General features: G+C 65.1%; 23 protein-coding genes, 2 tRNA genes and 1 pseudogene. 11 read left to right on the top strand and 15 right to left on the bottom strand.

All coding sequences use genetic code 11. The features are described 5' to 3' along the window. Positions 1–192: 192 nt before the first annotated feature. The 3 genes from ACIHAO_RS04135 to ACIHAO_RS04125 all read right to left on the bottom strand — a co-directional run bounded on the left by ACIHAO_RS04135 (position 193) and on the right by ACIHAO_RS04125 (position 1,909). Positions 193–978 (bottom strand): metal-dependent hydrolase, encoded by a 786-nt coding sequence (locus ACIHAO_RS04135; protein WP_396554644.1) that lies wholly within the window; start codon positions 976–978, stop codon positions 193–195. A gap of 54 nt (positions 979–1,032) precedes the next feature. After that, positions 1,033–1,386, bottom strand: a complete 354-nt coding sequence (locus tag ACIHAO_RS04130) for an STAS domain-containing protein (protein WP_125790422.1) — start codon at positions 1,384–1,386, stop codon at positions 1,033–1,035. Between the two features lie 214 nt (positions 1,387–1,600). Further along, complete coding sequence (locus ACIHAO_RS04125) at positions 1,601–1,909, bottom strand: WhiB family transcriptional regulator (protein ID WP_125780715.1); 309 nt, start codon at positions 1,907–1,909, stop codon at positions 1,601–1,603. A 143-nt stretch (positions 1,910–2,052) separates the two neighbouring features. Here ACIHAO_RS04125 and ACIHAO_RS04120 point away from each other — a divergent pair, with 143 nt between their 5' ends. The 3 genes from ACIHAO_RS04120 (at position 2,053) to ACIHAO_RS04110 (ending at position 3,742) form a co-directional block, all read left to right on the top strand. Further along, positions 2,053–2,469: an anti-sigma factor gene (locus tag ACIHAO_RS04120; RefSeq protein ID WP_396554643.1), complete on the top strand. Its 417-nt coding sequence runs from the start codon at positions 2,053–2,055 to the stop codon at positions 2,467–2,469. Next, entirely contained in the window at positions 2,466–3,239 is a 774-nt protein-coding gene (locus tag ACIHAO_RS04115) for a SigB/SigF/SigG family RNA polymerase sigma factor (protein ID WP_125790423.1), read from the top strand. Before ACIHAO_RS04120 ends, ACIHAO_RS04115 begins: the two co-directional genes overlap by 4 nt. Before the next feature lie 77 nt (positions 3,240–3,316). Continuing rightward, positions 3,317–3,742 carry an ATP-binding protein gene (locus ACIHAO_RS04110; protein ID WP_396554642.1) on the top strand — a complete coding sequence of 142 codons (426 nt, stop codon included), beginning with the start codon at positions 3,317–3,319 and terminating at the stop codon, positions 3,740–3,742. Here ACIHAO_RS04110 and ACIHAO_RS04105 read toward each other — a convergent pair. Beyond that, positions 3,711–4,187 carry a MarR family transcriptional regulator gene (locus tag ACIHAO_RS04105; protein WP_396554800.1) on the bottom strand — a complete coding sequence of 159 codons (477 nt, stop codon included), beginning with the start codon at positions 4,185–4,187 and terminating at the stop codon, positions 3,711–3,713. The two genes, ACIHAO_RS04110 and ACIHAO_RS04105, sit on opposite strands and share 32 nt — an antisense overlap. Positions 4,188–4,242: 55 nt before the next feature. On the opposite strand from ACIHAO_RS04105, the gene ACIHAO_RS04100 reads away from it, so the two are divergent. Further along, positions 4,243–4,878: a nitroreductase family protein gene (locus ACIHAO_RS04100; RefSeq protein ID WP_396554641.1), complete on the top strand. Its 636-nt coding sequence runs from the start codon at positions 4,243–4,245 to the stop codon at positions 4,876–4,878. Here the strand turns inward: ACIHAO_RS04100 and ACIHAO_RS04095 are convergent. Together ACIHAO_RS04095 and ACIHAO_RS04090 are read right to left on the bottom strand one after the other, a co-directional pair. Further along, positions 4,856–5,512, bottom strand: coding sequence for an alpha/beta fold hydrolase (locus tag ACIHAO_RS04095; RefSeq protein WP_396554640.1), 657 nt, complete (start codon positions 5,510–5,512; stop codon positions 4,856–4,858). The two genes, ACIHAO_RS04100 and ACIHAO_RS04095, sit on opposite strands and share 23 nt — an antisense overlap. Before the next feature lie 28 nt (positions 5,513–5,540). Then, complete coding sequence (locus ACIHAO_RS04090) at positions 5,541–6,209, bottom strand: HNH endonuclease family protein (protein ID WP_396554639.1); 669 nt, start codon at positions 6,207–6,209, stop codon at positions 5,541–5,543. Positions 6,210–6,365: 156 nt separating this feature from the next. Here ACIHAO_RS04090 and ACIHAO_RS04085 point away from each other — a divergent pair, with 156 nt between their 5' ends. After that, complete coding sequence (locus tag ACIHAO_RS04085; protein WP_396554638.1) at positions 6,366–7,358, top strand: tetratricopeptide repeat protein; 993 nt, start codon at positions 6,366–6,368, stop codon at positions 7,356–7,358. On the opposite strand, the gene ACIHAO_RS04080 is transcribed toward ACIHAO_RS04085, so the two are convergent. Further along, complete coding sequence (locus ACIHAO_RS04080) at positions 7,355–8,248, bottom strand: SWIM zinc finger domain-containing protein (RefSeq protein ID WP_396554637.1); 894 nt, start codon at positions 8,246–8,248, stop codon at positions 7,355–7,357. The genes ACIHAO_RS04085 and ACIHAO_RS04080 overlap by 4 nt on opposite strands. 4 nt (positions 8,249–8,252) lie before the next feature. After that, positions 8,253–8,373 (bottom strand): annotated as a pseudogene (locus ACIHAO_RS04075) (SDR family oxidoreductase); the annotation flags it as partial. Positions 8,374–8,973: 600 nt separating this feature from the next. On the opposite strand from ACIHAO_RS04075, the gene ACIHAO_RS04070 reads away from it, so the two are divergent. The 6 genes from ACIHAO_RS04070 to ACIHAO_RS04045 all read left to right on the top strand — a co-directional run bounded on the left by ACIHAO_RS04070 (position 8,974) and on the right by ACIHAO_RS04045 (position 17,103). After that, positions 8,974–10,488, top strand: coding sequence for an ATP-binding protein (locus ACIHAO_RS04070; protein ID WP_396554636.1), 1,515 nt, complete (start codon positions 8,974–8,976; stop codon positions 10,486–10,488). An 8-nt stretch (positions 10,489–10,496) separates the two neighbouring features. Then, positions 10,497–11,486 carry a PD-(D/E)XK motif protein gene (locus ACIHAO_RS04065; protein WP_396554635.1) on the top strand — a complete coding sequence of 330 codons (990 nt, stop codon included), beginning with the start codon at positions 10,497–10,499 and terminating at the stop codon, positions 11,484–11,486. After that, positions 11,483–14,341 (top strand): Z1 domain-containing protein, encoded by a 2,859-nt coding sequence (locus ACIHAO_RS04060; protein WP_396554634.1) that lies wholly within the window; start codon positions 11,483–11,485, stop codon positions 14,339–14,341. The genes ACIHAO_RS04065 and ACIHAO_RS04060 overlap by 4 nt, the downstream gene beginning before the upstream one ends. 83 nt (positions 14,342–14,424) lie before the next feature. Continuing rightward, positions 14,425–15,741: a DNA cytosine methyltransferase gene (locus ACIHAO_RS04055; RefSeq protein WP_396554633.1), complete on the top strand. Its 1,317-nt coding sequence runs from the start codon at positions 14,425–14,427 to the stop codon at positions 15,739–15,741. 50 nt (positions 15,742–15,791) lie between these two features. Next, positions 15,792–16,484 (top strand): very short patch repair endonuclease, encoded by a 693-nt coding sequence (locus ACIHAO_RS04050; protein WP_396554632.1) that lies wholly within the window; start codon positions 15,792–15,794, stop codon positions 16,482–16,484. Positions 16,485–16,497: 13 nt separating this feature from the next. Continuing rightward, on the top strand, positions 16,498–17,103 hold the full coding sequence (locus ACIHAO_RS04045; protein ID WP_396554631.1) for a hypothetical protein: 606 nt from the start codon (positions 16,498–16,500) through the stop codon (positions 17,101–17,103). Positions 17,104–17,383: 280 nt separating this feature from the next. On the opposite strand, the gene ACIHAO_RS04040 is transcribed toward ACIHAO_RS04045, so the two are convergent. From ACIHAO_RS04040 to ACIHAO_RS04010, 7 genes are all read right to left on the bottom strand, one after another. Continuing rightward, a tRNA-Arg gene (locus tag ACIHAO_RS04040) sits at positions 17,384–17,457 on the bottom strand. Between the two features lie 42 nt (positions 17,458–17,499). Beyond that, positions 17,500–17,589 (bottom strand) — tRNA-Ser (locus tag ACIHAO_RS04035). Between the two features lie 65 nt (positions 17,590–17,654). Then, positions 17,655–19,304 (bottom strand): phosphatidylglycerol lysyltransferase domain-containing protein, encoded by a 1,650-nt coding sequence (locus tag ACIHAO_RS04030; protein WP_396554630.1) that lies wholly within the window; start codon positions 19,302–19,304, stop codon positions 17,655–17,657. Between the two features lie 30 nt (positions 19,305–19,334). Next, positions 19,335–21,311 carry an acetoacetate--CoA ligase gene (locus ACIHAO_RS04025; RefSeq protein ID WP_396554629.1) on the bottom strand — a complete coding sequence of 659 codons (1,977 nt, stop codon included), beginning with the start codon at positions 21,309–21,311 and terminating at the stop codon, positions 19,335–19,337. 19 nt (positions 21,312–21,330) lie between these two features. Next, the gene (locus ACIHAO_RS04020) at positions 21,331–22,092 is read right to left on the bottom strand and encodes an ESX secretion-associated protein EspG (protein WP_396554628.1); all 762 of its coding nucleotides are present in this window, start codon (positions 22,090–22,092) and stop codon (positions 21,331–21,333) included. Beyond that, positions 22,092–23,228 (bottom strand): PPE domain-containing protein, encoded by a 1,137-nt coding sequence (locus ACIHAO_RS04015; protein ID WP_396554627.1) that lies wholly within the window; start codon positions 23,226–23,228, stop codon positions 22,092–22,094. The genes ACIHAO_RS04020 and ACIHAO_RS04015 overlap by 1 nt, the downstream gene beginning before the upstream one ends. After that, on the bottom strand, positions 23,228–23,707 hold the full coding sequence (locus ACIHAO_RS04010) for a hypothetical protein (protein ID WP_233611254.1): 480 nt from the start codon (positions 23,705–23,707) through the stop codon (positions 23,228–23,230). Before ACIHAO_RS04010 ends, ACIHAO_RS04015 begins: the two co-directional genes overlap by 1 nt. Between the last annotated feature and the right edge of the window lie 20 nt (positions 23,708–23,727).

Raw genomic sequence — 23,727 nt, 5'->3', positions numbered from 1 at the left:
GGGACTCTGGGTCCCTCAAGGAGGCCTTCACGGACTCGATAATCGCCACGGTCGCCCCACAAGCACCAGAGGTCACAACAGTGGCGAGTGAAGGGCCGGGTTGCGAAAGCCACTTTCGCAACCTTCAACGTTGCGAAAGTGGCTTTCGCAACGTCAGCGGAGGGAAGGCGAGCGGTCCGCCGAGGGCACAGCTCACTGCACCGCGGTCTGCGTGCCTTCCGGCGTGAACAACCCCTGGACCGTGGTGAACAGGTACTCCCAGACGCCGGGGATCAGCAGCACCGCGGCGACCGCGAACACCGGGAAGATCAGCCGGTTCTCGACGTTCTTGCCGGTGCGGAACCGCAGCGGCTTCGGCGGCCGGATCTCGTACCAGGTCTCACCCGCGATGGGGATGGGGAACAGGAACGGGCAGCCGGACTCGGTCAGCGCGTCGCCGAGGCAGTGCACGAAACATCCGGCCGCGACGGCGATGCCGAGCCAGCCGGAGATCTCCGCGAGTTGCGCCGCCTTGTCCGGCGGGGCGGTCCACACCCACCACGCGACCGCGGCGCCGCTGACCGGCAGCAGCCAGTCGCCGAGCGCGCCTTCCGCGAGCAGCAGGCCGAGGACGACGACGCCGAACACCGCCCACGGTCCGCCTTCGGTGGTGCCCCAGGAGGTCAGGAAGCCGAGGCCGACGGCGAACAGCACGGTGTGCGAGAGATGACGGTGCTTACCGGTGACCTTCTCGTCCCGAGGTCCCTTGGTCAGCGCGTAGAGGGCCGCGGAGACCCGGCGAAGCAGCCAGGAGATCGCGCCGGTGAACCAGCCGAGCAGCCTCGACGCGCGCGCGCCCGGGTGGTCGAGGTCGGGCAATAGGGCGAAGCCCGCCGTGGTCGCGGCGAACACGACCGCTTGGTGCACCGTGCCCGCGCCGACCACGGGTGCGAGCGCGAGCCCCGCGCACCAGCCGGTCAGGGCATGCGTCCGCCCCATCATCGTGCAGCCCCCAGGTGTCGCGGATCACGAGCCCACGACCGTAGCGGGGGATCAGGCGGGGGGCTCCTCCGACACGCTGAGGTGCTCGGCGACGCCGGTGAGCTCGATCACGCGGCTCACCTGCGGGCTGGGCACCACTTCGAGCTCGACCGCCTTCTCGGCGGCCTGACGCTGTGCCTGGAGCACCACGTTCAGCGCCGAGGAGTCGAAGAAGGTCACACCGGTCAGGTCGGCGACCACCCGGCCCGACGGTTTGTCCGTGATCAGGGCCCCGAGGGTCTCCTGAAGCTGCGGGCTCGTCAGCAGGTCTAGCTCACCGGTGACCACCACACGCGGTTCAGACGCGTCGGCGTCCAGCGTGATGCTGAAACCGGGCGGCGTGGTGTTCTGGTCCGCTGCGGGCATGCACATTCTCCTCATCAGGTGAGAACCGACGCTCAGCGCCGGAACGCGCCTGTGGTCTCAAGCGACGGCCGCGCCCAGTCCGGACACGGACGCACGCTCTTCTTCGGCGGGTAGGCGTGGCTGTCCCCGCAACGACAGTCCCAACCCTAACCCAGTACGGACGGGGCGCCGCGATCGCCGTCGCGCGCGTCGCCGACCGGTGCCCGGGAAGCGCTCAATGCGCGGTCAACGTCTTGCGCCCGGCGCGGCGTTCACGGAGGAACAGCTCGCGGCGCTCGATCTCGCCGAGACCACCCCAGATGCCGTAGGGCTCCTGCACCGCGAGCGCGTGCTTACGGCACTGCGCCAGCACGGGGCAGGTCTGGCAGATGGCCTTGGCGCGCGATTCGCGCCGCTCACGGGCCGAACCACGCTCGTTGTCCGTGTGGAAGAACAAGCTGCTGTCGGCGCCTCGGCAAGACCCACGGAGCTGCCAATCCCACTCTTCCGCCACCACGTTCGGCAGCCGGCTCACGTCAGCCATGTCGGTCCCCGCCTTCCCAGGAGATCGTTTGTCGCCGGTTACATGCCCGCCCCCTGCGCGCGTCAAACGTGGGTTTGGTTTGCTCACACCCAGGGAAGTGATCCAGCACCGGACCGGCAGCGCTGCTCGAGAGAGGAACACACGTGGTGGACAACACCCCGCCCGGCGGGGAGGGCGCTCAACTCATCGAGGTACGCACGGCCGCGGTACCGCATGTGGTGCCGACTCTCCGGACGATCGTCGCGGATATCGCGATGCGCCAGGACTTCGACCTGGACGCTGTCGAAGATCTCAGAATGGCGGTGGACGAAGCCTGCTCCATGCTGCTTCCCTCCGCCGCCGACGGCCATCTGACCTGTGTTTTCTCGTGGAAGGACGGGCGGATCGAAGTGACCGTCTCGGTCCTTTCGAACTCTCCGGAACCCGACGACGAGACCGGGCTGTCCTGGCAGTTGCTCACCGCGCTGGCGACGTCCGCGCGGCGGAGTGTCGTCCCGGCCGACGGCGGCTACCTGTCCAGGGTGGAGCTCATCCGGGAGAGCGAGGCGGCCCGGCCGTGACGGAACCCGTCGGGCAAGACGGCGCGGACGTTCCGGCCCTGTTCGAGCGCATGTGCGCGTTGCCACTGGACGCGCCCGAGCGTGAAGGGCTCCGAGACGAGCTCGTGCGCGCTCATCTGGAGCTCGCGCGCAATCTGGCGCGCAAGTTCCGCAACCGGGACGAGTCGATGGAGGATCTGGTCCAGATCGCGACGATCGGGCTGATCCACGCCGTCGACCGGTTCGATCCCGGCCAGGGCAGTGATTTCCTGGCGTTCGCGGTTCCGACCATCTCCGGCGAACTCCGGCATCACTTCCGCGACAACAGCTGGTCGGTCCGGGTGCCGCGGCGGCTCAAGGAGCTGAACGCGAACATCTCGGCCGTGCGCGAGGAGCTGACGGTCCGGCTTTCCCGCGCGCCGAAGCCCAGTGAGATCGCCGCCCATCTCGGCGTCCCGATCGACGAGGTCTACGAGGGCCTTCGCGCAGGTCAGGGCCGCTACGGGGCCTCGCTGGACAACCTCCTGGAAAACTCGGCGCACACCCGCTTCGGCGAGGCGGACGCCAACTTGAGCCAGGCGGAGCTGCGCGAGGCGTTGCGGCCGATGCTGGAACGGCTGCCCGACCGGGAGCGCAAGATCGTCGCGCTGCGCTTCGGGTCCGGGATGAGCCAGTCGGATATCGCGCGCCGGGTCGGCGTGTCCCAGATGCAGGTGTCACGTTTGCTGGCCTCCACGCTGAAGAAACTGCGTGAAGGATTGACCGAGACTGAACTCACCGACGGGACCTGATTCGACCTCGGCTCTTGTGGGTATCAGGGAGGCGAACAGCGGATCTGAGAGTCTCTCGTGAGGGGAGGTGCGGAACCATGACGATGTCCAAGACGCGATCGGAGGGCTCGTTGCCGGTGGCCTCGCTCCCCTTGCCGGTCGATGTGACGGCGCCCGCCGTCGCGCGGCAGGCGGTGCGGGCGACTCTGACCGGCCTCGGCCTCGACGGCCCGGCTGTCGACGACGTCCTCCTGGCGACGTCCGAATTGGTCACGAACGCTTTCGAGCACGGCGAGAAGCCGGACAGGCTCGAGGTCGAGTACGCCGAGGGAAGGCTCACCCTGCGGGTCTTCGACTCCGGAACGAAGCGGCCGAAGTTGAAGGAACCGTCGCCGATGGCGGCGCGCAGCCGCGGTCTCCAGCTGGTGCACGCGTTGTCCGAGGACTGGGGACACGAACTGTGCGTCGGCGGCAAGTACGTCTGGGCCGTGTTCAACCTGGACCGGGCCGACGCTCCAGCTTGAGCGCGGCGTCCGTTTCGGCGATGCGCTCCCGGAGCGGTTTCCGCTCCAACGCCTCCACGGCGGCGACCAGCACTTCCCTGAGCGGGTACGGCAGTTCGGCTTCCAGCTGCTCGGCCGCGGCGCTGGTCGCGGCCCACTCGGCTTCGAGCGTCGGCATCAGGCGCCGCGTCTTCTCGGTCAGCGAAACGATCCTCTGCCGGGCGTCCGTCCCCGGCCGGAGCGACACGAGGTCCTGGCGCGCCATCTGCGCGATGGTCTGGCTGGCCGCGGAATGCGTCACGCCGACTTCGACGGCGAGATCGCGGATGGGCAGCGGCCCGTGCGTGACGATGGCGCGGACGAACGGCGTGAACCGCGGACGGTAGTCCCCCAGCCCGATGTCTTCGAAGAACGCGGAGACGTCCGCCTCGGTCAATTCGAGGACGTGGCGCAACAAGGTGCCCATCCCTCGTTCGCGCGGCGGCCTCCCCACCAGCGGATCATAACGACATAATCTCCGGATGACGCCCGAAGAGCTGCTGACGACAACCCGAACCGTCCGCAAACGACTGGACCTGACCCGGCCGGTCCCCCTCGAACTGGTGAAACACGCCTTGCAGGCCGCGTTGCAGGCGCCGAGCGGGTCGAACACGCAGCGCTGGCACTGGCTCGTGATCACCGATCCCGGGCAGCGGGCCGAACTCGGGAAGCTCTATCGGCGGGCGTGCCGCGAGTACCTGGATTCCCCGAACGCGGCCGGGAAACTGTTCGCGGACGACCCCGAACGCTCGAAGGTGCAGAAGCGCGTCGGCTCCAGCGTCGAGTACCTGGCCGACAAGATGGGCGAGGTGCCCGTGCACGTCATCCCGTGCCTGGAGACGAACAGCGCCGAACTGCCCGCCGGCAACCAGGCCCCGCTGTGGGGGAACCTGCTGCCGGCGGTGTGGAGCTACATGCTCGCGGCGCGGGCGGTCACGCTCGGCACGGCGTGGACGACGCTGCACCTCGCGTACGAGAAGGAGGCCGCGGAGATCCTCGGCCTGCCGGAGAACGTGCACCAGGCCGCGCTCATCCCGACGGCGTTCTACACCGGCGACACCTTCAAGCCCGCCGCGCGTCAGCCGCTCGAAGAGGTCATGCGGCTGGATCGCTGGTGACGTAGGACTCCAGGCGGTCCGCCAGTTCCTTCGGGTGACTCAAGGGCACGGAGTGGGAGCCGTCGATCTCGTCGGGCGCGAACCCGAGCCTGTCCTGGACGACCCGGCGTTGGAAGTCGGGCGTGAAGAAGCGGTCTTCGCGCGCGATGAGGACCTTCGTCGGGACGTCCGGCCACTTTTCCAGCGGCCACGGCTGTCCCCATTCGGCGCTGACCTGGTTCCGGCCGTGCGCACCCGCGTCCGCGACGATGGCCGCGGGGACGCCGTTGTAGAACTTCTCCTCGTCGCTGAGGTCCTTGGCGTCCTCGAAACCCGTGTTGCCCCACCAGTCCCCCGGTGTCTCGCCCGGCTTCGGGATCATCGGGGTCAGCATCACGAGCAGCCGCGCCGAGACCTCGCCGGCGACGATCGGCGCGGTGAAACCGCCGTAGGAGTGGCCGAGCACGACGATGTCGTCGCGGCCGCCGATCGCTTTCACGACGGCGTCGACGTGCTCCGGGAAACCGGCCTTCTCGTCCTCGATCGGCAGGTTCACCGCGACGACGTCGTGACCGCGGCCCGCCAGCTCCGCCTCGAGGAGGTGGAAGTCCCAGGCGCTGCCGCCACCGCCGTGGATCAGTACGAAGGTCGTCATGCGCCCAGCCAACCCGAAGCCGGGCTGATCAGCAACGACCGAGCATGTCGCCGAGCGCGCTCTTCTCCGCGGTGGTGACCGTGAGGCCGTAGTAGTGCTTCACGGTGATCCAGTCGGTGGCGTAGGTGCACCAGAACGAGACGAGCGGCGGCTTCCACTGGTCCGGCGCCTTGTCGCTCTTCTCCTGGTTGACGTTGTCGGTGACGGCGAACAGCTGCGGCCGAGTCAGGTCGTTCGCGAACTGGCGCCGTTTTTCGTCGGTCCACGACTTCGCGCCGCTGACCCAGCTCTGCGCGAGCGGGACCATGTGGTCGATGTCGATGTCGGTCGGCTTGGTCCAGGTCTCGCCGTCGTAGATGCTCGTCCAGCTGCCGGAGGTCGGGGCGCAGTCCGAACCGGCCTTGACGTCCTTGCCGTCACGCTTGAGCACGAACTCGCGTGTGTTGCAGTTGTTCCCTTGGTTGTCCCAATGCGGGTACTTCTTGCGGTCGTAGCCGTCCATCGAACCGCGCGGCGCGACGGTGAGCTCGTCCAGTTGCTTGCGCGCGTCGGCCGCGCCGGCCGTGTTCGCCGGGGTGGGTTGCAGGGCGTCGCCCTTGCCGCTCACGAACCAGAAGACCGCGAGCACGACGGCGGCGAGGCTGATCAACAAAAGCAGCCGCTGGGCCGTGGTCATCTGCCGGGTACGCGTGGCCACCGCGCGATTCCTCTCGACGGGGATGGGGAGCGCCCAAGTATCGCCGCGACGGGCGCGGAAACCGGGTGCGACACGGCGATGACACCCGGTAGTTGTTGTCACATCCGGGTCCTGAGCAGCGACTACCCCAGGGACGCTGCCGGAAGGAGCGGGTTTGTGGGCGCCGAAAAACGTAAGTGGAACACCCGGGTCGACGACTATCTGAACCGGAAGGCCGCGGAGCGCGGACACGTGATCGCCATGGCGCGTATGGGATCCACCGCGTTGGAGCGCGGCGATCTCGACGAGGCGGAAGCGTGGTTCCGGAAGGCCGCCGAGGGCGGGGACAGGGTCTCGATGGGCAACCTGGCGCACCTCCTCGCCGAACGCGGCCTACCGGAGAAGGCCGAACGTTGGTACCGCGAAGCCGCGACCGCCGGTGATTCGCATGCCATGTCGCATCTGGGAAATCTCTGCGCGCGGCGGGGTGACGTCGCCGCCGCCGAGGACTGGTGGCGGCGCGCGGCCACCGAGGGCCGGGTCGAGGCGATGGCGGAACTGGCGCGGGCGCTGCATCGGCGCGGCGAGCTCGAGGAAGCCGAGTACTGGGCGGGCGAGGCCGCGGAGGCGGGCAACGTCGAGGGGATGATCACGCTCGGCGCCGTGCTCTGCGACACCGGCCGGACGGCCGAAGCGGAACCCTGGTGGCGCAAGGCGGGGGAAGAGGCCGACGCTTCCGCGCTGTGCAAACTCGGCCACCAGGCCCAGCGACGGAACGATCTCGCGCGCGCCGAAAGCTGCTACCACGCGGCCGCGGCCGCCGGCGCCCCCGAGGCCGCCGTCCGGCTGGGCCTGGTGCTGCACCGCCGCGGCGAACTCGACGCCGCCGAACGCTGGTACCTCAAGGCCGCCAAACGGGGCGACGCCGCCGCGATGACGAACCTGGGTGTGCTGGCCAACGACCGGAACGACCCCGGCGAGGCCACCGCCTGGTACCGGAAGGCCGCGGAACTCGGCAGCGTCCCCGCGTACACCAACCTCGGCAGGCTGGCCGCCGACCACGGGAACTTCCAAGAGGCCGAGCACTGGTTCCGCGCGGCCGCCGACACCGGCGACCAGGCCGGGCAACGGGATCTGGAGGAGCTGTACCGCAACCGCCAGCGGTTCTAGGCGCGCCAGTTCCGCATCGCCGCGAACCCCTCGCGCAGCCGCTGGAGTTTGCGGCTGCGGTACGGGTCCTCGCCGTCGTCGAGCCGCCACCGCTCCTCGACGCCGGCCCGGAACACCGCGAGCCCCTCGAAACCGAGGCCCGCGGTGAAGTCCGCGATGTTCACGTCGACGCGGCCGGAACCGTCGAGATCCAGCCGTAGCAACCACTCCGCGAGCTCCTTGGGCTCCGGCGGCGAGTCCGCGCAAGCCTCCGCGTACAACGCGAGCGCGCTCCTCACCTCGGCGCCGAGCGCGCCGAACGAGTCCTCGGCGAAGTCCAGCGCCTCCACCACCAGCTCGACGACGCGGCACAGCAGCGGCCCGTCCATGAGTTCCTTGACGGTGGCGAGCACCTCGCGCACCTTCTCGGTGTACGCGACCGTGCCCTGGAAACCGACGAAACCGCGCAACCGCAACGTTCCCTCGACATGCCGCCGCAACGCGTCGAGGTCCTCGCGGCCCGCCTTGAGCGAAAGCTTGCGGAACAGGGCCGGGTCCTCGTTCGCGTGCCCGACGAGCAACTCGACCAGCTCGGCGTGGGAGAGGGTTTCGACGTACCCGCGGATGTCGGCCGCGCCGCCGTCCGCCACCCCCTCGAGGACCAGCAGCCCGACGGCCACGCAATGCTTGCAGAAGAAGCCGTCCGCCGCGTGCGGGCAGGAGCACTCGCCGACCAGCTCGCCGTCGACGTTGCGCAACCGGACCGTGTACCGGTCGGTGCCGCTGACCACCGCCGCGACCCCGCCCGCGACGTCGTCCAGCGTCTCGACCGACTCCAGGTACTTGGCCCCGCGCGCGAAGGAGACGTCACCGGCCTGCCTGCGGAGCTCGTCCTCGCTGAACCACGTCACCGGCCTATTCTGCGCCTTGGCCCGGCGGCCCGAGGAACAACCCGCCGCTCGCCTCGATGACCTGTCCCGTCACCCACCGGGCGTCGTCGGAGGCGAGGAAGGCGACGACGTCCGCCTAGGTCTTCTTGACGACCCGTTCGAGTGAAAACCGAGGTGCACGCTACGGAGGGCGAGCTCGTGGGCTCACGACAGACAGCACCGACAGCGAGCGAGCGTAGAGCTGTCATCCTTGACCAAAACCGTATAACGCCTGAACGTTCCGGCGTGTGGCACAGTAGATGCATGGCGAGAGTAACGGACTTCTTCAAGGTGACAGGAGACTCGAAGCCTCACCCGACGGAAGTGGAGTGTGGCTATAGAACAGTTGCCACCCCAGCGGGGAATCTGCTCCAGCTCAGCACCTACGGATCCGACGACAGACAATCAGAGAAGAAGGTAAGCCAAACCTTGCAGTTCGATCACGACGCAGCAAAGCGCCTTATCACCGTTGTACGCAGCACTTTTCCCGACCTGTGATCAGGTGTCGCGGTGGGTCTCACTAGCAGATCAAGTAGGCGATCGATCGACACAAGACCCGCGTCTGGACCGGCCCTCCTTCCGAGCGATCCCACTACCCAGCTTCGACTCATCTTGGTAACGTCCAGTAACGGGTAGCTAATCATCGGGGATATCGGAGTGCAGCATGGCCCACGGACTACCGGGCCACGCATCCGATAAGAGTAGGGGTGGAGCTTGTGGTCGAGTGGAGCCGTACCGTACCGACTAATGGAAGCATCGAGCTCCCGCCTGACCCAAGAGCGCTGGACAGTATCGGACGCAATCACTCACTGCCGACAGCACTCGCCGACCTAGTCGACAACTCGATCGACGCGGGCGCGACGCAAGTCCTGATCCGCCTCGTGAAGGTCGATGAGCGCCTGACCTCGCTTTATGTCGTAGACAACGGTCGCGGCATGCCCCCAGGCATGATCGATTCCGCGATGACCGTCGGTGGCCGACGGAAGTACGACGACGGCGATCTCGGCCACTTCGGCTTGGGACTAAAAGCAGCCTCCTTCAGCCAAGCACGGTGTTTGACCGTGATGTCGAGAGCGTCAGGCAACGAGGCTGTCGGAAGACGCTGGCGTCTCGAAGGCAGCGAGCAACGCAGTTTTGCCTGCGATGTGGTTTCGAAAGATTTCGCCAAATCGGAGCTGGAGCAAAACTGGCGCATTCAGATCGAAGATAGTGGAACGGTGGTTCGCTGGGACGATGTTGTCGCTTTCCCAGCCACACATGATCCTCGCCGAGTTGACGAATTTATCGATCACGCGATAACTAACACTTGCCAGCATATCGGCATGATATTCCATCGGTTTATCGAACAAGATCGACTAAACGTCGAATTCGACGTCTACGAAGTAGACACTGGGTTCATCGGGCCGCCAATACCAGTCACACCGCTCAACCCATTCGGTTACGCTTTTCCCGGTCGTCCAGGATTTCCAAAGGTTCTGTCGGCTGAGGAGAACGGACTAAAACTAGATTTTCGATGCCACCTTTGGCCAGGCCAATCGGGCAACCCGTCGTTTCAGTTGACCGGAAACCCCGTCAACCACCAAGGCCTGTATTTCTACAGGCGTGACCGGCTACTACAAGCTGGAGGCTGGGAAGGCGTTCACGCGCCGAACCCTAAACTCCGCCTGGCGCGCGTTGAGGTGAATCTTGATAACGATGTGACTGGTCTGTTCAGGATGAATCCAGAAAAGTCGCGAGTGAACGTAGGTCCCGAGTTCGCGCGACTAGCGGCTTCAGCCAGATCGGACGACGGACTCAGCCTCCACGAGTACTTCGACCTTGCCGAGGCCGTGCACACAGAGTCAAGGAAACGTTCGACCAAACGAACAGCGATGGCCCATCCCGGCGTAGGACTACCACCTCGCGTCCGCGACCTGATTAAACGAGAGATCCCCGAAAAAGCCGGTGAAGACCCCATCGACATTCGTTGGGAACTATTCGCCGACGATCTGTTCTTTCGCATCGACCGTGACGAACGCACATTGTGGCTCAACAAGCGGTACCGCAAGATGCTGCTTGGCGGCAAACACGGCGGCCTGAACGACTTGCCCTTACTTAAGTCCCTCCTATACCTGGTGGTTTCCAACGTGTTCGAGGGCAACCACCTCGGACCGAAAGACAAGGACAATATCGCTCTGTGGCAAACGATCCTGACGACAGCGGCTCGGGCCGAACGCCAATGAAACCGAGCTTGACGATCGACAAGCGTCACGTCTCCGCCGAAGGCTTCGACCAACTACTCGGCGGCGGAGTGCCCGTGGTGCTTCCGGTCCCAGGAGCGCCTGAGGCGTTCGTGTTCATCGAGCCACGTGCGCAGGAGCTGGGGCTGCGGATCGAAATCTCGACTAACGATGACGCGCCAGACACTGGACTGCGCAACATCTTCGCTCGAATCGCCCTGCGACACGGGAAAAACTACTTCGAGGTAGTCGTTAGAACCCCGGAGCTTTTCCATGACGCCTACCCTGTTCTATGTTCGGTGGCAGACCGGGTCCAGCTCGGCGGTATGTCGCCGGCTCAAGCACTGCACGCGACCCTCGACCGAATGTCCTCGTTACTGCGGGTACCTGACTCTCTACCGCGGGATCGCGAAATCGGCCTGTTCGGCGAGTTGCTGGTTCTTGGCGGACTCATCGAACGACTCGGCGCCTCCGCAGCGGTCGAAGCGTGGTGCGGAAGCCAGAATGAGGAACACGATTTCGGTCTTCCAGACTTAGATCTCGAGGTCAAGACCACTACGTCCGAATCTCGGACACACTGGATCGAATCACTGACCCAACTGGTGCCTAAGGTAGGACGGCCTCTCTGGCTCGTATCGCACCAACTCACGACAGCAGGCGTGGGAGCAGGCCTCGGTCTTCCAGACCTTGTCGATGCGGTCTCAGCACGGATCGGCCCCGGTTACGACCAGGACCGCTTCGCGGACGCACTCTCGCAGGCCGGCTGGCGGGATGACTACCGAGAACGCCTGACAGCACGCTGGACCCGGCGAGCGACCAGTCGCGGCTATGAGGTGACCGACGCCTTCCCGCGGCTCACGCCAGAGGACCTGCGCGACCGTGGCGTCGTCATGGATCGCATTACTGAGATCCACTACAGAATCGACCTCGACGGCTTCGCCAGCACACACGAGCCTCCGGAGATTGTCCGGCTCTCCTGCGCCTTTGAAGGATGGACATGATCAGCCCACTCGTCCAGGCATACACCAGCGCCTTGCGCGCCATGGAAGATAACGCTCCACGCGGTCTCGTCCGGCGCGCACAGGTAGAAGCGGACGACCTTGATCCTAACCTGGACGTATCGGAAGAAAAGCTGCGGAATCATCTCGCGACTAGCGGTCCCGATGACAAGCTGCGGCTCGACTTCCACCTGAATCTCGCCAAATGGGACAATGCACCTGTTCAGGATAACTCCTGGACCGTCGGCACTGAACCAAACACCGAGGAACGCCGCACGCGGGTAGTCACGGCGCTCCAGCTCAACCCCGAAACAGCGGCCGAGATCGCCAGGCATTTTCCTCTAGCCAAGGGTGACGGGACGACAGTGATCGCGGGCCCATGGGATCGGTGGTATACAGATGAGCTCAAACGAACGCGTGACTTCTACTGGGGTCACTACATCGACTATCTGCGCACCCGTCGAGGCTGGCACGCCGACGCGATCGCAAATCTAGACACCGCCACCACTCGCGTCGTAGAGCGGTTGACCGATCCGTCCCGAGAGAAGGCCGGGCAGACCAAGGGGCTAGTTGTTGGTTATGTCCAGAGCGGTAAGACCGCGAATTTCACTGGGGTGATCGCGAAGTCCATCGATGCCGGCTATCGCCTCATCATCGTGATGACGGGTACTACCAACATACTGCGCGAGCAGACCCAGCGGCGACTGGACATGGAGTTAGTGGGCCGTGAGAACATCCTCCGCGGCACCGAGGAAAGCGACCCAGACGCCGCCCAGTTCATCGACTACCTAGACGACGAAGACTGGGTCGCTGACCGCTTCGTCCGGCACGGTGCTTGGCCTTCAGAGATCGGCAGGCCAGATATCCATCGGATGACCAACCGCCAGTTCGACTACCGACGCCTCCAACAAGGACGATCCGCACTCGAGTTCGAGCGTCGAGATCGAACCAAACCACTGTGGCATCAGGACAATCTCTTCACCAGCGACGCTCGGCTAATCATTGTAAAGAAAAACGCCACCGTGCTCAACAACCTAGTGAAAGACCTCAAGAATACAGCCGATCGACTTGAAAATATTCCCACGTTGATCATCGATGATGAATCCGATCAGGCTTCCGTCAATACGACGGATCCGCGGAAATGGAACGAGGATAAAAAAGAGCGAACGACAATCAATAAGCGCCTGTCTACTTTGCTCGAAATGCTGCCGCGTGCACAATACATCGGCTATACGGCAACTCCATTTGCGAATGTGTTCGTCGATCCCACGGACGCGAAGGATATCTTTCCAAAGGACTACCTCATCTCGCTGGAACGTCCACTGGGCTATATGGGCGCCGAGGATTTCCACGATCTTGACCTAGATCCGGACATCGAGCGCGATTTCCGCAACTCAAGAGAGATGGCCCACCTCCGACTTCTGCTTGACCAGAAAGACGACGAGGACGAAAGCGAACTTCAAGCGGCCTTGGACTCTTTCGTCATCACAGCGGCGATCAAACTGCATCGCGAAGCTACCGGGTCTGAATCATTCAAACACCACACGATGCTGGTGCATGAAACAATGCGGAAGGCCGGTCAGCGGTCGCGCGCGGAAACCATCCAGGATCTATGGCGAGGAGCTGGATACCTGAGCGGACGGGCACACGGCAGACTCCAAGCTCTCTTCGAAAATGACTTCGCACCAGTTTCGAAGGCGCTCAACCTTGGATATTCAATACCCCCAAGCTTCGAAGACCTCACACAATTTCTCGGCGAGGCCGTCCGCAGAATCGCGCCGAACGGAAATCCCGTATTGGTCGTGAACAGCGATAAAGATATCGAGCAAGAAGATCTAGACTTCGACAAGAGGTCTGTCTGGCGAGTACTAGTCGGCGGCAATAAGCTCGCTCGCGGTTTTACAGTAGAAGGACTCACCGTCACCTACTATTCACGCAGAGTCGGCCACGCCGAAGCGCTTATGCAAATGGGGCGCTGGTTCGGCTTCCGGCAGGGCTATCGAGATCTCGTTCGACTCTTCATCACTCCAGGCGTCCGAGATGCGTTTGAAGCGGCCTGTCGAGATGAAGAGCATTTTCGGAGTGAGCTGCGCCAGTATGCCACCATGGTGGACGGACGTCCGATTTTCACTCCGCTCGATATACCGCCTTTGGTGGCACGTCATGGCCTCAGGCCCACGGCGGCAAATAAGATGTACAACGCCAAACTTGTGGAACGCCGCACTCGCACGAAAGAACCAAGTTCGGGTTACCCGTTGCTCACTAATCAAGCCGCTCTCGATCGAAACATCGATGCCTTCGTTCCAGTGCTTGAAACCGCAAAAGACTTAGTTGCACTACCAGGCAACGGGCGAACCTTCGATGCGTTCCTTGGCGAGGTTTCTCACCAAGAGATGGTCTCCGTCCTGCGTAAACTGGAGTGGGCCACTCTTGATAAATTCACTGCGGACCTAGCATGGATCGCAAGCCTCACCGAGGACGTTATCGACCGGTGGGACATCATGCTCCCGCAACAGAAGTCTGGTAGGCGAGTCAACATCCGCGGTGTTGGCGAGTTTACTGTCCACGGCCGAACCGTGGGTACAGACGAGAGCATCCGAGGCAACTCTGAAAGCGCACACCGTGGAGCGATCGAACATCTTCCGCGGAGGACCTCGACTTCTGGCTGCGCGATCCTCTACCCGGTGATGAAGAAGGACGAGTTGAACCGCGAGATTGCTACGGAGGGCTACCCCACCCGGATGGTGATGGCTCTCATGCTCCAGCTACCGGATGTCGCCCTTCCTGCCGATCACCGCCCCTTGGTATACCAGGTAGTCGTGCCTGAGAAGCCACTGTACGCGATCGTTGACGCTTGATCGGACTCTCACGTCGGCGTCGCAAGGCGGACACCACTTCCGCCTTGTGACGCCGATGTCTCCCGGCACGGTAAGCTCCCCGCATGTCGGCTGAACCCAATCCATCAGAACGTACGTCGGTGGAGCTGTTCGCGGGCGGCGGCGGGCTGGCGATGGCCGTCCATCGCTCGGGTTTTCGGCCGTTACTCCTCAACGAGTATGTCAAGTACGCGTGCGACACTCTGGAAGCTAACGGCGCCGTCTCACGAGGCGAAGAGGAGAGGATCCCCGAGCCCGGGGACCACGTCCCCTTGGCTCGAGGAGACATCCGCGACCTCAAAATGGGCTATTTGGAAGGTGCGGTCGATCTCCTAGCGGGTGGCCCGCCGTGCCAACCTTTCAGCCTCGGCGGGATCGCCAAAGGTGACGAAGACAAGCGGAACATGTTCCCCGAGATGTTCCGTGCCATTCGCGAGATAAAACCAAAGGCCTTCATATGCGAGAACGTTCGAGGCCTTCTGCGCCCATCGTTCAAACCGTACTTCGACTACATTGTCAGGGAGCTAATGTTCCCTTTCGAGGAGCGCGACCCTGACGCCAGCTGGCTTCAGCACGACGCTATCCTTCGCGACAAGGAACAACGTCAAGGCACTAACTCCGCCGAGCGGTACCAAGTCTTTACATTTCCGGTGAATGCTGCGGATTACGGGGTGCCGCAGATCCGAAACCGCGTCATTATCGTTGGGTTCCGCGGCGATCTCGACATCGACGTCGAATTGTTGAAAAGGGCGACCAAACCGACCCACTCAAAGTCGGCGCTCCTTACAACGATAGCTTCCGGCGAATACTGGGATCGTCACAACAGCGTCCAAGGCCGGGCAAAGATTCCATCACACGTAATCGAGCACGTCATGAGTGAGGTACAAGCCACGCTCCCCTTCGACGAGGCAGCGCCAGACTTGATGCCTTGGCGAACTCTTCGAGATGCGTTAGCCGGAGATGAATTCTCCTCCCCTCTTCCCGACGTACCTTGGAGCAAGCTCGATCGGAAACAGTACGATAATATGCCAAAAGAGCACATTGGCTGGCCTGATGCTCGTATCTACGCTGGTCACACTCCCAACGTCCTCGATCGTCCCGCGAAGACCGTAAAGGCAGGAGTACACGGCGTTCCGGGCGGTGAATCCGTGATGCTGACCGACACACCGGTCAAAGGAACTAGAAAGCCACGCGAGTACCGACACCGATACATGACAGTTCGGGAGACGGCCAGAGTCATGACCTTCCCCGATGACTGGAAGCTACGTGGTCCGCGCGGCGAGCAGATGCGGCAACTCGGTAACGCTGTCCCGGTATTGCTGGGCCAGGTGTTCGCGAAGGCTGTGGCGACAGTACTCGACGACGTCCAGACGCGATCGTGATCGAACCGCCCGCTCGCGCTTGGAAGGCCAAACGCGGCCAGTCAAGAGCGATGGCCGAGGCCGAGCAAGACAAGGCCGCAGGCGGGCGACATCTGCGGGCTGTGCGCCTGGAAGCCGGACGGACCACTCGTGGTTCCGTCATACTCAAGGTGTCGATCACGACGGGAGTCATTCGCGCACACCTAAGGTGGCGAGACAATGGCCGCACTGTTTCAAGGTCTCTTAGCGTGGTGGAGCACTCAACGCGCTCAGCGAATCTCGCCGAAGGATGGGCGAAGGCTCGTTCGCTAGGGTTGGTAAAGGACGAGGTGCTTCCCAACGAGTCGTGGGCCTCCTCCCCCGAGGTAAGAGCCTCGATGCGAGGGAATCGAGGAAGGGACACGACTCCAGAACTTCAGCTGCGCTCAGAACTGCATGCCCGAGGCTTGCGGTACCGAGTGTCCGCGCGACCGCTACCTGGTCTCCGGCGTACCGCTGACATCGTGTTCACCAAGGAACGCCTAGCGATCTTCGTTGACGGTTGTTTCTGGCATGGTTGCGAGAAACACCATCGACCAGCGAGAAAGAATTCGGAGTTCTGGCGAAGGAAGATCTCCGCCAACATACAACGCGATACCGAAACCAATCAGTTGCTCGCCGATGAAGGGTGGACAGTGATTCGGTGCTGGGAGCACGAAGACCCGACTACGGTCGCGGACCGAGTCGTCGCAACACTTGGTCGTTATATGAGCAGCAATTCCTGAAGCGAGGGGAATCATGCCTGCGATCGCAGTTCCTAAGGAGATTAGGGAAGCTGTCATTCGTGAGCTCTACCGACAAGTGGGATCACTGGACTGGGAGGGGGTTTCGACACGCGAACGAACCGCTTACTACACCCGCTGGGTAGAGGATGAATCGATTGGAGGTGAGTTGGCGGACTACTACACGGCTGAGGGCATGCGAGTGTGGCTTAAGGACGGCCCGCTAAAGGAGTACGCCCGAGCCCTAGAAAATTTCGGCTCGTACGCCGCATACGCTACAAAGAGGCTTTCGCCCGCCAATGAGTTCATCACAGAGATTCTCGGCGAAAAGTGGGCGATCAAGCCCAACTCCATTCGAGAGAAGCCGATGCATTGCGTGGTCACTGACGGCGTACAAGAGCGCTATGTCTGCTGGGGCCGGCCACGCACCTTCAGAGACCTGCTCTGGGCCGCCGTCAACGAGGCTGTGACAGCGCCAACTAGGCCACTAGTGGTTGTCTACGTGACCGATGACGCAACGGTCGAGGAAGGGCAACGACGTCACCACGAGCTGATCGCAAAGCATTGCTCACTAGATTTAGCCTACGTGCGACGCCGACTGGAAGCGACCCCTCAGGGGTAAGCGAGCCACGCCGCAGCGCAGCTTAAGGCGGGCACACGTCGCCTTCGCGGGTCCTGGACGACGGCCCGTCGATCCCGTCCCATAAGTAGCCGCGGTCTCACCAGACGAGCGGTCGCCATAGATATCCAGTCGCTGCTACTCGGTTGGAGTCACTACAGACAGTCGGTACCTCGATGCACACAGCCTTGACTCCTACCTAGGCGACGCCCGAGATCCATACAGGACAGACAAAAAGGCCCTCCCGCGAACGGGAGGGCCTTAGTGCTGTCTCAACCAGACGTGCGCCCGAAGGGATTCGAACCCCTGACCTTCTGATCCGTAGTCAGATGCTCTATCCAGCTGAGCTACGGGCGCTTGTTCAGTTATCAATCTAGCACCTGCCGGAACAGGCACCAGCGGAGGCTCCGGGATTTGAACCCGGGAGGGGGGGTTACCCCCAACCGCATTAGCAGTGCGGCGCCATAGACCAGACTAGGCGAAGCCTCCCAGGCCCAACGACCACTGCTCAAATAGGTTACACACCCCGTGGACACCCTTGGAAGGGGCCCCCCTTAGACGCGTTGCAGGGCTCTGAGCAGGCCGGATGGTCGGCCGCCGAGGCCTTCGGCTTCGAAGACGGCGACGCCGACTCGGGGTAGGTCGCGGGCCGCGGGGTAGGCCAGGTAGCGCGGGACCCAGCGGGGCTGGAACTTCGCGTTGAAGCGGTAGAGGGTCTCGATCTGGATCCAGCGTGAGAAGAATCGCAATGTCCGGGCGGACAGGCGGGCGACGGGGCCGGCGCCGATGCGTTGGCCTTGCTCCAGCACCGCGCGGAAGGCGGCGAAGTTCAGGGACACGTGCCGCGCGGGGGTCGTGAGGAGGAGTTCGGAGATCATCAGTTCGTTGACGCCGTTGTCGGCGGTCCGGTCGCGGCGCATGACGTCCAGCGAGAGGCCCTTCTCGCCCCACGGAACGAACTGGAGGAGGCCGCGCACCCGGCCGTCGTGTTCCGCGGTCACCAGGACCGAGCCTGGATCGCCCATACGGCCGAGGGCCATCGAGAAGCCGCGTTCGGTGTCGGTGCCGCGCCAGGTGGCGGCGAGGGTGCGGAGTTCGTCGAGTTCCGCGGGAGGCAGGTCTTCGGCCTTGCGGACGCGGACGGTGTAGCCGGCGCGCTTCGTGCGTGAGACGGCTTGGCGGACTCCGCGCATGACGCGGCCTTCGAGGGTGAAGGTCTCCGTATCCACGACGGCCTCGTCGCCGATCTCCAGCACCTCCAGCCCGAAGCGGGCCCAGACGGTCGCGCCCAGTTCCGAGCAGCCCATGGCCGCCGGGGTCCAGGCGTACCGGCGGCAGACGTCCAGGTACTCCTCGATCGCGCCGGGCCACGCTTCCGGGTCACCGAGGGGGTCCGCCGAGCACAGCGCGACACCGGCGATCACGCGATAGGTCACCGCGGCCTTCCCCGACTTCGAGAAGACCACGAACTTGTCCCGGCGCAGCGCGAAGTAGCCCAGCGAGTCCCGCTCACCCAGCAGCGCCCTGAGCCGCTCGACCTCGTCGTCGGTCAGCTCCGGCGCGGGTTCGGCCGAGCGGAGCAGGAAGTACGCCGCCAGCAGGACCGCGCCGATGCCGAACAGCAGGCCGACGGCGGCCGACAGGTCCTCCAGCCACAGCGCGGGGAACACCACCGGACCGCTCACGCCGATCAGGGCCAGCAGCGACTGCGCCAGGCGGTCGGCGGCACTCGCGGCGACGGGCGCGACCGAAAGCAGCGCGAAGTTGATCGCGACGCCGGCCGCCGTCAGCTGCAGGAAGACCCGGATCGCGCGCCATCGGCCGGTCACCGGATCGGGGAGCGCGATGAAGTGCCGCCGCGTCGCGATCAGGGCGATCAGCAACGCGAGCGACACGAGCCCGGCGCCGAGGGCGTGCCGCAGCCCGAGGTGCGACACGGTCAGCAGCGCGGCGGCGGCGACCGCCAGCTGCCAGGCCCGGCGCTTGCGCCGGTTGAGTCCGGTGGCGAGCAGGATCAGCAGCACCCCGGTCACCAGTGCGACCGTCGCCGCGCCGACCGTGGCCTCGTGCGGCAGCTCCAGCCATTCGGCGACGCGTCCACGCAGGGTGCGCCGCCCGGCCGGGACCAGCACCGAGACCAGGGCCAGCAGTCCGGCCAGTCGCGTCACCCAGGTGATCACCGCCACCGAGGTGGCACCCGCCACCCGCCAAGCACCCGCCAAATCCCGCTCCCGTTAACTCCTTGCCAGCTCCACGAACGGTACAAGGGCGTCGGGGTTCAGCAGGGCATCCCGGCTGACGGCGCGGTCAGGTGAAACCCCCGAAAGGATCTTCTTGACCGGAACCTCGCATTTCTTGCCGTTGAGCGTCCGGGGTACTTCGCTCACCTGGACGAACCGGTCGGGCACGTGCCGCGGCGAGAGGGCCCCGCGCAGTTCCTTGCGCAGGGCGGGCTCGACCTCGTCGAGTGACGCGCCCTCGGCCAGCACGAGGAAGCACAGCAGCTGCCCGTCCTCGTTGCCCGCCGCCGACGTGTCGATCACCAGCGAATCCGCGACCTGGTCGAACGACTCGACGACGCGGTAGAACTCGGCCGTGCCCATCCGGACGCCGCCGCGGTTCAGTGTCGAATCGCTGCGCCCGTAGATGACCGCGGAGCCGCGGCCGGTGATCCGGATCCAGTCGCCGTGCCGCCAGATCCCGGGGTACATCTCGAAGTACGCCTCGCGCAGCCGTGAGCCGTCCGGGTCGTTCCAGAAGAACACCGGCATCGACGGCATCGGCTCGGTGATCACCAGTTCGCCGACCGTCTCCACGACGGGCTTCCCCTGCTCGTCGAACGCGGCGACCGCGGCGCCGAGCGCGCGGACGGAAAGCTCGCCCAGCCAGACCGGGACGTCCGGGGCGCAGGCGACGAACGCCGCGCACAGGTCCGTGCCGCCGGAGACCGAGCAGATCTGGACGCGTTTGCCGACCTCGTCGACGATCCACCGGAAGCCCTCGACGCTCAGCGGCGCGCCGGTGGACCCCAAGGCGCGCAACGCGGTGAGGTCGTAGCGTTCGGCCGGTTTGATGCCGGCCTTCAGGCAGCTCTGGATGTACGGCGCCGACGTGCCGAAGTAGGTGACGCGGTGCTGTTCGGCCAAGTGCCACAACACGTTCAGGTCCGGATGTCCCGGGCTGCCGTCGAAGAGCACGATCGTGGTTCCGGTCAGCAGGCCGGAGATGAGGAAGTTCCACATCATCCAGCCGGTGGTGGTGAACCAGAAGAACCGATCACCCGGGCCGAGGTCGCTTTGCAGGGCAAGGGCTTTGAGGTGTTCGAGGGTGATGCCGCCGTGGCCGTGGACGATGCCCTTCGGCAGGCCGGTGGTCCCGGAGGAGTACAGAACCCACAGCGGGTGACCGAATTCGACGGGTTCGAAGGCCAGTTCCGCGCCGGCGTTGTCGGCGAGCAGCGTGTCCCAGTCGAGAGTGCCGTCGAGGCGGCCGCCCGCGTAGTCGACGAGCACCGTGGCTTCGAGCGTGGAGATCTCGTCGCGCAGGGAGTTCACCGTCGACCGGCTGTCGAACCACCGTCCATTGTAGACGTAACCGTTGACGGCGATCAGCACCTTCGGCTCGATCTGCGCGAACCGGTCGGTGATCGCGCGGACGCCGAAGTCCGGCGAGCACGACGACCAGATCGCGCCGAGGCTCGCGGTGGCGAGGAAGGCGATCAGCGTCTGCGGGCAGTTCGGCGCCAGCGCGACGACCCTGTCCCCTTTGGACACGCCCAGCTTCCGCAGCCCTTCCCGCGCGGAGGCGACGGCGGACCGCAGGGCGCCGAAGGTCAGCTGCGACGAGAGGCCGTCTTCGCGATGGAAGATCACGGCGACCTCGTCGTCGGCCTTCGCGGCGCCCGCGACACCGGGCATGAGCGAGTGCTCGGCGTAGTTCAGCGTGCCGCCTTCGAACCATCGCGCGTTCGGCATCTCGCCGGTGAGCACCTCGCCTGGCTCGTCGTGCCAGCGCACGCCGAGGAAATCGGCGACGGCGGACCAGAACTCCGGTCCGCGCTGGACGGAGAACTCCCACAGCGTGTTGTAGTCGTCGACTTCCACGCCGCGTTCGGTGCGCAGCCACTGGCGGAACGCGTCGATCTTGGTGTCGGACAGGCGGCTCGGCTCAGGGCGCCAGAGCACTTCTGGGGCGTCGGCGGTGTGCGTCACCCCGCGATGTTAACCCTCGTTAACCGAACTGGCGAGCCCCCGTGAACAGCTCGTACGCCATCGTCTTGAGCCGCGCCGCGTCGAGCGGGGTGATGGTCAGCCACCCTCGGTCGCGACGAAGCCCGTAGCGGCCGTCGGGGGTGTCCACCCAGGTCAACGTGCCCTCGCCGCGCACCCAGCGGCCCTCCCACGACTTCCTGGTCGCGCCGAGCCGTCCGCTGCCGATCCGCTGTGTCGCGATCCGCACCATCACGATGACCTCGGGTTCACGCAGCCCGGCGTCACGAAGAACGTCGGAGAACGCCGGCTGCCCGCCACGCTCCCCCGCCTCGCACGCGGCCGTGTAGTCGTCGACGCGCAGATTGACCGAGAGGCCCCGCCCCTGGTCGCACGGCGGCAACGCCTGCAGCAAGGTCGCGGCGACGAGCGGCTCCCGCAGAGCCGACAGCTCGACATCGGTACCCGAGACGCCGATCGCGACCGCGCCGCGATCGGACACGCAGCCGACGGCCCGGTACGCCGGATCGCCGTCGAGCCGCAGGTCGAGCGTCAGTTCGCTGTTCGCGACGGTGTGCAGCAGCCCGACCAGCTCGGGCGAGGGTGCCTCCACCGTGCCGAGACCGCGTTCCGAGAGCGCCCCGTTCGCCGTGGCCACCAGTTCCGCGCGGAACTCCGGTGTCCGGCCGACGTGCGGGACCTCGAGGACCGCGGGCAGTTCGTCGCGTCCGTGCGCGGACCAGAGCAGGAACAGTTCGCCGATGTGCAACCGGATCCAGTCCATCAGCGACCGCTCCTCGGGTCTTCGCCGATGACCGGCGGGGTCACGTGCCCGCTGAGGCCCCAGATGTCGGAATCCTCGACGAGGTAGTCCGGCGCCTTATGGTCCTCTTCGCCCTGCCGTCCTTGCGAGGGCGCCATCCCCATCGGCATCCCGCCGAAGCCGCCCATGCCCGCGGCCGCGGCCCTCGTCCCGGCAGGCTGACCGGGCTGTCCTGACGGCCCGAAACCGCCGGCACCGGATTGGCTGCCCCGTCCGAGCTGTTCGTGGGTTCCCCCGGAGGACCCGGGCGACGGCGGCGGCACGTAGGCCCCGCTGCTCGCGCCGGGCGCGCGCGGCGTCTCGACAGGCTCCCGGACCTGGATCGGGGCGGCGTCGTCGGCGCCACTGCTGCGCGTGGAGTCGTCCGGCGGCGGCACCGGTTCCGGCGTCGGTTCGGGTTTCGGCTTCGGTTCCGGCTCTTCGGGCGTCTTGAGGATATTCGGCTGCTTGCCGTACGAGGTGAAGGTCGGAACGTTCTCGTAGACCTCGCCGGAGCTCCGCTGCATCCGCGTCATCACGTCGGCCGCCTGCCGGTGCAGATCCTGCGAACTCTCGTCGGTGGGTTCGGCGACGATCCGTCCCGCCTCGGCGAAGCCGGATCCGGACGGCGCCGACGCCGACATCGCCTGCGTCGAATCGTCGGAGACCGGGATCGGACGGCGTTTCGGCGGCTCCGGCATCTTGGGCCGCGGCGCGTGCCCCGGCGGCTCGGGCATCGTGCGCCGCGCGGTGTCGGCGATGTCCGCCTGGCGGCGCACGCAGTTCGCGACGTTCTCCGCGCGCCAGCCCGTGTCGCCCGCCCAGTCGACGAGCTTGATCGCGGCGTCACGGGCCCTGTCCGCGCCCTCACCCGTCCAGCCGTCGGCGGTGGCGACGAGCGCCGCCCTGAGCTCGGACCCGACCCTGTCGAGGAACGCGCTGATCTTCGTCCACTGCGCGGCGACGGCTTCCGCGCTCGCGAGGTCCAGCTCGTTGTGGACCATCTCGTAGAGCTCTCGATGCGAGTAGCTCATCCAGTCGATGTCGGCGTTGAGGTGTTCGGGGCCTGGCCGCGGTTCGGGCTCCCGCGGCGGCCACGGCATGGGAAGGCTGCGCATCAGTGCTCGTCCTTCCGCTCGTGCTCGACGATGTCCTCCATGTCGAACCGGCGGGCGACCCGTTCGAGCTGCTCCTGGCCTTCCTCGTCGGCGGCGACGTACATCTTCCGCGCCGCCATCACGGTGAGCTGGAAGTCCTTGAGCACCACGGCGAAGTCCTTGAGAACGGGTACGGCCGCTTCGGTCCCCTTGTTCGCGGCGCCCTGGAAGCGTTCGCTCATGGTGTGGCCGACGAAGTTGTCGCCCAGCTTCAAGGGCGCGTTGAACTCCGTCGAGTCCTTGATCAGCGCGTTGAGCTCATGGCGTGCTTTCAGCAGCGCGTCGACGAGCTTCTTGGCGGCGTCCTCGGAGACCTTGACGGTCCCCTTCTTGGCATCGGTCTTGGCATCCCGGATCTGACCCGCCACCGGAGCCAGCGCCGGAGCCGAAGCTCCGAACGCGGCTTGTGGCGTCGCAGGTACCTTGGGTGACTGTGCCATTCGACCCTCCCCTGTCACAT

Source organism: Amycolatopsis sp. NPDC052450 (assembly GCF_044547565.1).
In the GTDB taxonomy this organism is placed as follows: Bacteria; Actinomycetota; Actinomycetes; order Mycobacteriales; family Pseudonocardiaceae; genus Amycolatopsis.
The sequence above is the reverse complement of the archived record's forward strand: the minus strand, read 5'-3'. Positions and strand labels throughout refer to the sequence as shown.

Bases quoted from the DNA above. Each gene is read 5' to 3' on its own strand.
- ACIHAO_RS04045 (WP_396554631.1), top strand. From the start codon at position 16,498: ATGCCTGCGATCGCAGTTCCTAAGGAGATTAGGGAAGCTGTCATTCGT.
- ACIHAO_RS04105 (WP_396554800.1), bottom strand. From the start codon at position 4,187: ATGGGCACCTTGTTGCGCCACGTCCTCGAATTGACCGAGGCGGACGTC.
- ACIHAO_RS04095 (WP_396554640.1), bottom strand. From the start codon at position 5,512: ATGACGACCTTCGTACTGATCCACGGCGGTGGCGGCAGCGCCTGGGAC.
- ACIHAO_RS04100 (WP_396554641.1), top strand. From the start codon at position 4,243: ATGACGCCCGAAGAGCTGCTGACGACAACCCGAACCGTCCGCAAACGA.
- ACIHAO_RS04055 (WP_396554633.1), top strand. From the start codon at position 14,425: ATGTCGGCTGAACCCAATCCATCAGAACGTACGTCGGTGGAGCTGTTC.
- ACIHAO_RS04015 (WP_396554627.1), bottom strand. From the start codon at position 23,228: ATGCGCAGCCTTCCCATGCCGTGGCCGCCGCGGGAGCCCGAACCGCGG.
- ACIHAO_RS04130 (WP_125790422.1), bottom strand. From the start codon at position 1,386: ATGCCCGCAGCGGACCAGAACACCACGCCGCCCGGTTTCAGCATCACG.
- ACIHAO_RS04050 (WP_396554632.1), top strand. From the start codon at position 15,792: ATGGCCGAGGCCGAGCAAGACAAGGCCGCAGGCGGGCGACATCTGCGG.
- ACIHAO_RS04060 (WP_396554634.1), top strand. From the start codon at position 11,483: ATGATCAGCCCACTCGTCCAGGCATACACCAGCGCCTTGCGCGCCATG.
- ACIHAO_RS04125 (WP_125780715.1), bottom strand. From the start codon at position 1,909: ATGGCTGACGTGAGCCGGCTGCCGAACGTGGTGGCGGAAGAGTGGGAT.
- ACIHAO_RS04010 (WP_233611254.1), bottom strand. From the start codon at position 23,707: ATGGCACAGTCACCCAAGGTACCTGCGACGCCACAAGCCGCGTTCGGA.
- ACIHAO_RS04020 (WP_396554628.1), bottom strand. From the start codon at position 22,092: ATGGACTGGATCCGGTTGCACATCGGCGAACTGTTCCTGCTCTGGTCC.
- ACIHAO_RS04135 (WP_396554644.1), bottom strand. From the start codon at position 978: ATGGGGCGGACGCATGCCCTGACCGGCTGGTGCGCGGGGCTCGCGCTC.
- ACIHAO_RS04110 (WP_396554642.1), top strand. From the start codon at position 3,317: ATGACGATGTCCAAGACGCGATCGGAGGGCTCGTTGCCGGTGGCCTCG.